General features: G+C 54.8%; 9 protein-coding genes and 1 pseudogene. 5 read left to right on the top strand and 5 right to left on the bottom strand.

Going from position 1 to position 9,492, the window contains the following annotated elements; all coding sequences use genetic code 11:
• Window positions 1-261 precede the first annotated feature (261 nt).
• A complete protein-coding gene (hisS, locus tag ACZ25G_RS02905; protein WP_191510322.1) occupies window positions 262-1,596 on the top strand; it encodes a histidine--tRNA ligase in 1,335 nt (444 codons plus the stop codon).
• A gap of 26 nt (window positions 1,597-1,622) precedes the next feature.
• Window positions 1,623-3,416: an aspartate--tRNA ligase gene (gene aspS / locus ACZ25G_RS02900; protein WP_463681475.1), complete on the top strand. Its 1,794-nt coding sequence runs from the start codon at window positions 1,623-1,625 to the stop codon at window positions 3,414-3,416.
• Between the two features lie 53 nt (window positions 3,417-3,469).
• Here aspS and ACZ25G_RS02895 read toward each other — a convergent pair whose 3' ends face one another.
• Window positions 3,470-4,096 (bottom strand): cytidylate kinase family protein, encoded by a 627-nt coding sequence (locus ACZ25G_RS02895; RefSeq protein ID WP_191482625.1) that lies wholly within the window; start codon window positions 4,094-4,096, stop codon window positions 3,470-3,472.
• 341 nt (window positions 4,097-4,437) lie between these two features.
• On the opposite strand from ACZ25G_RS02895, the gene ACZ25G_RS02890 reads away from it, so the two are divergent.
• Together ACZ25G_RS02890 and ACZ25G_RS02885 are read left to right on the top strand one after the other, a co-directional pair.
• Window positions 4,438-4,563 carry a hypothetical protein gene (locus tag ACZ25G_RS02890; protein WP_342681699.1) on the top strand — a complete coding sequence of 42 codons (126 nt, stop codon included), beginning with the start codon at window positions 4,438-4,440 and terminating at the stop codon, window positions 4,561-4,563.
• 237 nt (window positions 4,564-4,800) lie between these two features.
• Window positions 4,801-5,094 carry a hypothetical protein gene (locus ACZ25G_RS02885; protein ID WP_342681698.1) on the top strand — a complete coding sequence of 98 codons (294 nt, stop codon included), beginning with the start codon at window positions 4,801-4,803 and terminating at the stop codon, window positions 5,092-5,094.
• A 336-nt stretch (window positions 5,095-5,430) separates the two neighbouring features.
• Here the strand turns inward: ACZ25G_RS02885 and ACZ25G_RS02880 are convergent, their stop codons facing one another.
• The 4 genes from ACZ25G_RS02880 to ACZ25G_RS02865 form a co-directional block, all read right to left on the bottom strand.
• The gene (locus ACZ25G_RS02880) at window positions 5,431-6,051 is read right to left on the bottom strand and encodes a hypothetical protein (protein WP_463681474.1); all 621 of its coding nucleotides are present in this window, start codon (window positions 6,049-6,051) and stop codon (window positions 5,431-5,433) included.
• Window positions 6,039-6,551, bottom strand: a complete 513-nt coding sequence (locus ACZ25G_RS02875) for a flavodoxin family protein (RefSeq protein ID WP_342681695.1) — start codon at window positions 6,549-6,551, stop codon at window positions 6,039-6,041. Before ACZ25G_RS02875 ends, ACZ25G_RS02880 begins: the two co-directional genes overlap by 13 nt.
• A gap of 82 nt (window positions 6,552-6,633) precedes the next feature.
• Window positions 6,634-8,478, bottom strand: coding sequence for a carbohydrate-binding domain-containing protein (locus ACZ25G_RS02870; protein WP_463681473.1), 1,845 nt, complete (start codon window positions 8,476-8,478; stop codon window positions 6,634-6,636).
• 13 nt (window positions 8,479-8,491) lie between these two features.
• Complete coding sequence (locus ACZ25G_RS02865) at window positions 8,492-9,187, bottom strand: DUF4956 domain-containing protein (protein ID WP_463681472.1); 696 nt, start codon at window positions 9,185-9,187, stop codon at window positions 8,492-8,494.
• 56 nt (window positions 9,188-9,243) lie between these two features.
• On the opposite strand from ACZ25G_RS02865, the pseudogene ACZ25G_RS02860 reads away from it, so the two are divergent.
• A pseudogene (locus ACZ25G_RS02860) lies at window positions 9,244-9,492 on the top strand (hypothetical protein); the annotation flags it as partial.

Below are 9,492 nucleotides of genomic sequence, written 5' to 3'. Positions count from 1 at the left end.
CTCCTCGTCCCTGACCGATGTCGTTGACATTTGGCGGGAGGAGGAGTATTTTTTTATAGACAGCTCCTGCAGAGAGCAGACCGCGCCCCGATTTTTGTTCGCGTCACTGCCGCGACACACGTGCTCCCGCGGAGAGCAGATCGCGCCTATGGTTTTGTTGAGGACACTGTCGCGATGCCCGTGCTTTTGCCTCGAACGATGCCACAACGCGATGTCCCCCACCGGTAGGTGGTGGGGATAAAAGAATAGGAGAGATGACAATTGGCACTTTTGACAAACGCCCCCCGGGGCACCCAGGATGTACTCCCCAGCCAGAGCGGCCGGTGGAAGTATCTGGAGAAGACGGCCATGGAGACAGCGGCCCTCTTCGGATTCAAGGAAATCCGCACCCCGGTATTTGAGCACACCGAGCTCTTTACCCGGTCGGTAGGGGATACCACCGACGTGGTGCAAAAGGAAATGTATACCTTCCAGGACAAGGGCAACCGATCCATTACCTTGCGGCCAGAGGGCACGGCAGGTGTGGTCCGGGCGGCCATCCAGAACGGCCTTTTGGGAGACGCCCTGCCGGTGATGGCAAGTTATGTAGTCTCCTGCTTCCGCTATGAGAAGCCCCAGGCTGGCAGGCTGCGGGAATTTCACCAATTTGGGGTGGAAATGCTGGGGGCAGCGGCTCCCTCCGCAGACGCCCAGGTCATCGCTCTGGCAAACGAGATCTTTAAGGTGCTGGGGGTAGAAGGCCTGCGCCTGGAGCTTAACTCCATCGGATGCCCCCAATGCCGGGCAACCTATCATCAAAAGCTGGTGGAATATTTTAACGGATATAAGGACAAGCTCTGTGAAACCTGTCTGGGCCGGCTGGAGAAAAACCCCATGCGGATTCTCGACTGCAAGAACCCGGAGTGCAAGGAGATCGCCAAGAACGCGCCGAAGATCATCGATTTCCTCTGCGACGACTGCCGGGATCACTTTGAGGGGGTCAAGACCCGGCTTTCCGCCATGGGCATTGATTTTGTGGTCAATCCCACCATTGTCCGGGGCCTGGATTATTACACCCGCACGGTATTTGAGTTCGTCTCGGAGAACATCGGCGCCCAGGGAACCGTCTGCGGCGGCGGCCGGTATGACGGCCTTATCGGCATGCTGGGAGGAAAGGAAACCCCGGCTCTGGGCTTTGCCATGGGATTAGAGCGGCTATTATTGCTGATGGATAAAACCGGATGTTCCTTCCCCGAGGAGCCCAAATGCGACATCTATATCGCCTCTATGGGAGAGGCGGCTTCGGTGAAAGCCTGCGAGCTGGCCATGCGTCTGCGGGAGGAGGGCTTCTTTGCCCAGTGCGACTCCATGAACCGCAGCCTTAAGGCCCAGATGAAATACGCCGACAAGATCGGCGCCCGGTACACCCTGGTTATCGGGGACAACGAGTTGGAAACCGGGGTGGCAAAGCTTAAAAACATGGCTACCTCCCAGCAGATTGACGTCAGCTTTGGGGAGGATGGCCTTCTCACCGCCATCTATGAAGCGGATAAGGATGAGACCATCCAGCAGATCGCCGAGAGCTTTGGGGACCTGCCATTGCAAAATCTACTGTAACTGACAGATAAAAGGAGATAGTGGACATGAACGATACCATGGAGGGCCTGAAAAGGACCCATTACTGCACCCAGGTTTCCGAAGCTGACATCGGAAAAGAAGTGGTGGTGTGCGGCTTTACCCAGAAGACAAGAGACCTGGGCAATCTGATTTTCATCGACCTGCGGGATCGGACTGGCATCATCCAGCTGGCTTTTGACGATGCCACCGACCGGGCTATCATGGCCAAGGCGGCCAAGGTGCGGGCGGAATTCGTCCTCATGGCCAAGGGCACGGTGCGCAAGAGGGAGTCGGTGAATACCGAGATCAAGACCGGAACCATTGAGGTCTTTGTCACCGACCTGCGCATCCTCAATGAGGCCAAAACCCCGCCCTTTGAGATCACCGATGAGACCAACGTCAAGGAGGAGCTCCGTCTGCGCTACCGTTATCTGGATCTGCGGCGGGCTCAGATGCAGCAGGCAATGATGATGCGCCACCGCATTGTCAAGATTGCCCGGGATTACTATGACGAAAACGGATTTTTAGAAATTGAAACCCCCATGCTCATCAAATCCACCCCGGAAGGGGCCCGGGACTATCTGGTGCCCTCCCGGGTTCATCCGGGCAAATTCTACGCCCTGCCCCAGTCTCCCCAGCAGTATAAGCAGCTGCTCATGCTCTCCGGCTTTGACCGGTATATGCAGATTGCCCGCTGCTTTAGGGACGAGGACCTGCGGGCGGACCGGCAGCCGGAGTTCACCCAGATTGACCTGGAGATGTCCTTTGTGGACCAGGACGACGTCATGGCGGTCAATGAGGGCTTTATGAAACGGGTCTTCAAAGAGGCACTGGGGATCGAGATTGAGACCCCCTTCCGCCGGATCCCCTATGAGGAGGCTATGGAGCGGTATGGTTCCGACAAGCCGGACACCCGCTTCGGATTGGAGCTTATTGACCTGGGGGATGTGCTGGAAACCTGCGAGTTCAAGGTCTTTGCCGGCGCCCTTGCCGGAGGCGGCGCGGTCAAAGCCATCCTGGTGCCGGACGGGGCAGAGCGCCTTTCCCGGAAAGAGATCGATAAGCTGACGGAATTTGTCAAGACCTACCGGGCCAAGGGCCTGGCCTACACCCGGCTGACGCCCGAAAAGGAAACCTCCAGCTTTGAGAAGTTCCTCAGCGAGGAGGAGAAGAATGCCCTGCGTCAGCGGGTAGGCGCCAAAACCGGGGATGTGATCCTCATTGTGGCGGACGCAAACAAACAGGTGGTCTACGACAGCCTGGGCGCCCTGCGGTGTGAGCTGGCAAAACGCCTCTCCCTCATCGACGAGAGCAAGTTTGACCTGCTCTGGGTCACCGGCTTCCCGCAGTTTGAGTATTCCGAAGAGGAAGACCGGTATGTAGCCAAGCATCATCCCTTTACCTGTCCCCGGCTTTCCGATGTGGATAAGCTGAAAACTGACCCGGCGGCGGTCCATGCCTTGGCTTATGACATGGTCCTCAACGGCTGTGAGGTGGGCGGAGGCTCCATCCGAATCAACGACCCGGAGCTGCAGGAGAAGATGTTCGAGGCATTGGGATTTACCCCCGAGTCGGCCCACGAGCGGTTCGGCTATCTCATCGACGCCTTCCAGTACGGCGCACCGCCCCATGGCGGCATGGCCTTTGGCCTGGATCGTCTGGTGATGCTCATGCTGGGCAAGGATTCCATCCGGGATGTAATCGCCTTCCCCAAGGTGCAAAATGCCAGCGAGCTGATGACCATGTGTCCGGCCGAGGTGGATGAAAAGGACATCCGGGAACTGCATATCGCCATTGTGGAAAAGGAAACAGAAGAATAAAAAAGAAAGAGCAGCCGCATGCAGCGGCTGCTCTTTTCAAAGGGGGATAAAATTTATTCGCCATTCCTAATTTTCACATATTCGGCGATGTATTTGACTGCGTTTTCAATGCCGATATCGTCTGTGTTCAGGCACAGATGGTAATTATTCACGTCGCCCCATTTGAGCCCGGTGTAGAAGTTATAATAGGCGGCCCGTTTTTTGTCCGTCTTGCGAAGGATGTCTTCGGCCTGGGCGGGAACCAGTTCATACTCCCTGGTAGCCCTGCGCAGACGGTTTTGCCAGCTGGAGGTGAGAAAGATGTTGATGCAGCTGGGATCATCCTGGAGGACATAGTCAGCGCACCGCCCTACAATGACGCAGGAGCCCTCCGCCGCAATAGAACGGATGGTATCCGACTGTACGATAAAGAGCTTATCCGCCAGGGGGAGACCGTCGTAGCCAGTGGGGTTATAGGAGGTGGCGGTGGTGCCGAACATCGACAGGGCGTATAGAAGGCTGCTGGTAGCTTTCTGGTCCGCCTTTTCAAAAAGCTCAGGGGCATAGCCGCTTTTTTTAGCGGACAGGGTGATGACTTCTTTGTCATAGAAAGGAATGTCCAGCGTTTGGGCAAGCTTCCGGCCGATTTCCCGGCCGCCGCTGCCATGCTGACGGCTGATAGTAATAATCGTCTTTTTCATTCAAACACACCCTCTCTCGTCTCCATGTTAGTTGTACAGTCTGTATAAAAGTTTTTAACATTGGATTTCTATCCATGTATATTATGTGCTTCATTCGGGTTGGTGTCAATTGCCATTTTATACAATAATTCTGTAAATTTTTGCTCAGGAAGATGACAATACAAAAGAGGGATGTTTTAGGGGCCACCTCTCTTTCGCGGGCCTTTGCCATTGTCGGGAAAGGATAAAAAAGCGGCGCATCCCTGCACAAAAATGAGCTTTTTTTCTATGATGGTATCAAAAGGGCAAAGGAAACATTACCATAAGCCTTTTCCCGGGAAAAGGCGGAGCGGAGGGAATGGATGATGGCAATTTTGTGGATCGGTTCGGCAGTTATTTTATCTTTGACCTTTTGGGGCGGTTTTTTGCTCTGCGCCATGCTCACCGCAGGGGCGGCGGAGGACAGCGAGGAGGACCAGAGGCTCTGACAGTGGATATTTTGGGATGTTGTCACCATTTTACAATGACAAAGGGGCGCCGATCAGGTATACTGTAAAGAAAAGAGGGCCCGGCGGTCCAGCCGGGGGAGAGGAGACAAAAGAATGTCAAAGGAGAAAAAATGGCAGATCCTCCGCTGGGTGGCGGTGGCCGCAGCGGCGATTTTGTTGGGAGTTGGGATTTGGATGAGCATGGGCAGCGGGTTCTGTCCGGTATAGGAGGAGAAAATGCAGCTGATATTGTCCACTTTGTTATTTTTCTGCGGCTTGGGAATTAGTGTGGCGGTGATACTGGTGAGTTTAATCCATGTAGCGGGGGGAAGACGGCGCCTTGTTTCTGGAGCATATATTCTCATGGGTTGCGGCTACGGGGGCATTTGCGTCTATAACCTGATCCGCCAGGGCAGCGGTGTCGCCTGTGCCATGACCCCGATCTCCCAGCTTGCCATTTTTGGCGGGCTGCTCCTTCTCCATCTCTTTTTTCTCATTGACGGAATCAGAACCTTGCCCAAAGGAAAATGATAGCGGCCAGAGAAATAAAAGAATCCCCGCCGAAATACCACTTGGCGGGGATTTTTGATGCAGAAAAAACCAGGAGCCAAGATTTTGGCTCCTGGTAAAATTTTATCTTTTCTTGAGATGGGGGAAGAATTGACCCATTGTAGTACGTTTATGGATCTATTTATAAATGTCCATGTGGAGAACACAGATTCGCCGCCGGCTATTCTGTCAAGTACATGCTATCCCTCCATAGGGAATAGCGAAGCTTTGACAATATCTTTCTTTCCTTTCTACCAGATTCTTTCACGGAAGATTTGCTTTCAATATACATCTGATCCGCGACAGTAGTCTGGAAGATTATTCCAAAGTTGTGTTGGACTCGATTTCCATAGTGGACATTTGATTGAGATCGATACCATTTTTCTCTCCCCGCCGAAGCCAGTAGGAGGTGGAGGCGCTGAGAAACATTTTTTTTGAGATAGGCATGGTTACCTTGAGCACCTCTGACTTTCCCAGATGGATTCCCCTTGCCAGCCGTCTAATCTTCCGCTTGACAAAAAAGGAAAAGGGGGTGGAGAGAATTGCCTCTCCGGAACCAATACAAAGGGCCATGCCAAAGGGAAAGCCCTGCTCCTTACAGAACAGCCGGACTATATCCAATGCCACCAGGTTTTGTTCCGGCTCGAGGAAGCCGCAGTTAATCAGGACATGGATGGCGGGCCTTTTCTGAAAGGGGTAGTTTTCCATCTTCTTCATCAGCTCCATCAGGGTAACAGGAAGGCTGTCGACATAGAGGGGAAAAACCAGGAGCAGATGATCGTGATTTTCTATTTCCCGGCATGCTTCCTGGTGTTTGCGGGTAGTAACGCTGTATTCATCCACATCCTCCCCCCAAAAGTGGGCAAATATCTCTCCGTACCGTTTGGAATTGGAACGTGGCGCCCGGGGACTTCCATTGACTATCATCATCGTTCCCATTTGTCCACCTCCTTTCGGATCGTTTCCTCCAGTTGCTCCTGAGGAACAAAAAGGATACGCCAGCTTTTAAACAGCATATTGTTGGCGTTTCGTGCCACCAGATGACGGAAGATATCCCGTTCTTCTTTGGAAGTTTTTCCATAGATAATGATAACTGCATCTTTCTGAGCCACCTGCCGCTGGACATGATGGGTCTCCCCGTGATAGAGTCGGATAAATGCTTGCTGGATGGGTATGGCTCGTTCCAGCATGGTTTTCATCGGAATATCATAAGAACCGTAGCGGATCCGGCTGACATAGATAATCCGGCGGCTTTGAGCAATAAGGGGATAGATGGCAGTGGCATCATCCCGGATGACACATCTGCCTGGGGTTTTGGTCCAGCATCCAAAGCAGCCAATGCAGTTTGCGATGGAAAGGCCGGATAAATCTACATAGCGGTTTTCAGGCCGTTCCGGCAAATTTTTTGCTAAGGCTAGATCGCTGAGAAGCAGGTTCATGGAATCAACTCCCTTCTTCCCTCTTATTTTACCCAAAGATCAATAAAATTTCCAGAGGGACAGGGAGGCAAAATACAATTGGTTAGGGAGTGCCGGTGGGAGCGGCGCCGCCTCCACCAGGGCCGCCGCCCATCCCATCAGGCGGAGCGCCCATACCGCCGCCAGGCATACCGCCCATGCCGCCGGAGCCATAGACCAGGGAGTCCATGGTAATCTGGGTTTCGGTGCCGCCCACTGACAGGGTGTAGGTTTCCCCTTCCAGAATCTCCGGGCAGCTGAGAATGACAGAGTCAAAAGCTTTGTCGGCGGTCCAGGAAATAAGCTCCTGGCCATTTTGATCGGTGAGAGTGATGGCGCTGCCCGCCTGCTGGGAGCTGACGTTGACCATCATCACCCCTTGGGTGGAGGTGGAGCTGAAGTTCTGGGCCATCTGGGAAGCGCCGGCCGCCACAAAGATGCCGCCGGTGATCTCAGCGTCAGAGGCATAGTCCAAAGCGCCGTTGCCGCCATTGTCCGGTCCGGACAGATAGGTTTCGCCGCCGGAAACGGTAAGGCTGCCGTTGGAGTCAATGCCGTCGCCGGAAGCATCGATGCGGAGAGTGCCTCCCGCAATGTGGATATAGGCGTTTTCGTCGGCGGCAAAGGCGTCGGCACCGCGATGACCGCCCTCGCCGAAGGAAGCAAAGCCGCTTTGATCGTTGCCGCCGGCGGCGTTAAGGCCGTCGTCGCTGGAGGTCAGGTCGATATCTCCTCCGGTGATGTCGATGCTCTGGCCCTCAATGCCTTCATAGCTTTCGGTAATGAGGAGAGTGCCTGCCGAAATGGTCACATTGGCGTCGGCATGGACGCCGTCGTCTCCGGTGGCGATTTCGAAGTCTCCGCCCGAGACGGTGACATTGGCATTGGAGTGGAGGCTATCGTCGGCGGAATCAATGGAGAAGGTGCCGCCGCTGATGAGAAGATCTCCGGTGGCCTTGATCCCCTTCATGCTGACAGTGTCCTCGGTGGAGGCCGCCGCGCCGAAGAAGTCGTTGCTCTGGGAGGTGGCGTTTGCGCTGCCGCCACCGGTGAGCAGGGTGTAGCTGCCGCCCTCAGCCTGTAGATAATTCCCTGCGCTGAGGCCGTCTCCCTGGGCGTTGATGTCAAAGGTGCCGTCGGCGATATAAAGAAAGCCCAGGGTGGTGTCATCGGCATTTTCCGCCTGGACGCCGTCCTTGCCGGAGGTGATGGTGAAGGCGCCGCCTGCGATGCGGACGCTGTCCTTGCCGGACAGCCCATGGCTCGCAGAAGTAATGTCATAGGTGCCGCTGGTGATGACCAGGTCATCCTTGGAAACCACCCCGTGGCCGGCAGCGGCGTTGATGACAAGGGTGCCGGCGCCGTTGAGGGTCAGATCCCCTTTGGAAAAGATGACGCCGTCGATGTTATTGTCGTCGATGGCCACATATTCCCCGCCGTTAGAGAGGGTGTTTTCCGAATCTTGGGTGGTGGTGACAAAGACCTTGTCAGCCTCCCGGATATACAGTGCCGCTGAGGTGTCGTTGTGGATGGTGACGCCATCCAGCACCAGATGCAGTTTGTCGGTATCCTGGGCCTCTATGATGACCATGCCGTCATCCAGGGTGCCGGTGAGAATGTAGGTGCCCTCATCGGTGATGGTGACGGTGCTGCCCGAAATGCTGACGGCGTCAGAATCGCATTGGGCGCTGTCGCCGTCCAGCTGGATCAGGGCGCTCTGCTCCTCATCATAGCCGATTTCAAAGTCCCGGTCGGTAAACATCTCGGTGTTATATTCTTCACTCTGGGAAACGGTGGAGGCCGAAGCGCCGGAGGAGGTAGAAGAGGAAGAAGAGCTTTCTTCCGCGCCGCATCCGGCCAACATGACCATGAGAGCCAGTCCCAAAGCCCAAAGCTCATATAGTTTCATCAGTGTTCTCCTTTTACAGTTCGTAAACCGTGGTTTCCTGCTTGGACATGGTAATTTCCAGATTGCCGTTGCGGCAGCGGAGCTGGTCAATGAGTTCCCGCTCCGAATTGGCCCGACGCAGGGTAAGGTTGTAGGTCAGCCGGTAAAGGCTGCCCATGTTGGTGGTTTTCACCTGCACAAGCTCCCAGGAGGAGGTATAGGTCTTCAGCAGATCCTCAAATACGCCGGTATAGTCCAGGTCCTCGGGGATGGTGATGTGCAGGGTCTTGTAAAGTGTGTCTTTTTTTCGGGAGCCGAAGTCAAGGTGGCTGTAGAGCAGGGTGATCAGGCCCAGGATAACCGCAAAGAGGAGGGCGTAGCCCAAATATCCCATACCGGTGATGAGACCAGCGGCCATGGCCAGAAAGAGGATGCCGATTTCCTTGGCGGTGCCGGGGACGGAGCGGAAACGCACCAGGCTGAAAGCGCCGGCTACAGCCACACCGGCCCCTACGTTGCCGTTGACCATCATAATGACCACGCAGACCACCGCCGGCAGCAGCGCCAGGGTGACCACGAAGCTTTTGGTATAGCGGGTCTTGTACATATAGGTGAAGGCCAGGAAAAGGCCAATGACCAGGGCGCATCCCACACAGAGCAAAAATTGGGAAACCGGGATGACGGTGGTCATATCGGTGTCAAAGATCCCACGGAACAGGGAATCAAGCATGCAAAATACCTCCTTGGTAGTTGGGCTGAATGGTTTTCTCATAGGCGGTGCCGTATTTGGAGAAGGATGTTTTATACACCCTGGCCCTCCTGCAGGAAAATGGAGGCAGATTCCCCCAGAAAGGTGATGGCCCACCGCCAGGCGGACGGGAGCATATGGATATATCCCCGGAGCTTCCCTATGAGTCCCGGTACTTTTCGGTGCTTCTCTCGGCGTCAGGGGGGATCATCACAGTAGACACGGGAAAAATCGCCGCGGTGGATACCGAAAGCGCCATCGCTTTTGCCAAAAGCGTTTGGGAAGAT

This window comes from Zongyangia sp. (assembly GCF_965361945.1).
This window is presented reverse-complemented; position numbering and strand designations above follow the sequence as displayed.

Excerpts from the sequence above, each read along its gene's own strand:
- aspS (WP_463681475.1), top strand. The coding sequence starts at position 1,623 with ATGAACGATACCATGGAGGGCCTGAAAAGGACCCATTACTGCACCCAG.
- ACZ25G_RS02895 (WP_191482625.1), bottom strand. The coding sequence starts at position 4,096 with ATGAAAAAGACGATTATTACTATCAGCCGTCAGCATGGCAGCGGCGGC.
- ACZ25G_RS02890 (WP_342681699.1), top strand. The coding sequence starts at position 4,438 with ATGATGGCAATTTTGTGGATCGGTTCGGCAGTTATTTTATCTTTGACC.
- ACZ25G_RS02885 (WP_342681698.1), top strand. The coding sequence starts at position 4,801 with ATGCAGCTGATATTGTCCACTTTGTTATTTTTCTGCGGCTTGGGAATT.
- ACZ25G_RS02880 (WP_463681474.1), bottom strand. The coding sequence starts at position 6,051 with ATGGGAACGATGATGATAGTCAATGGAAGTCCCCGGGCGCCACGTTCC.
- ACZ25G_RS02875 (WP_342681695.1), bottom strand. The coding sequence starts at position 6,551 with ATGAACCTGCTTCTCAGCGATCTAGCCTTAGCAAAAAATTTGCCGGAA.
- ACZ25G_RS02870 (WP_463681473.1), bottom strand. The coding sequence starts at position 8,478 with ATGAAACTATATGAGCTTTGGGCTTTGGGACTGGCTCTCATGGTCATG.
- ACZ25G_RS02865 (WP_463681472.1), bottom strand. The coding sequence starts at position 9,187 with ATGCTTGATTCCCTGTTCCGTGGGATCTTTGACACCGATATGACCACC.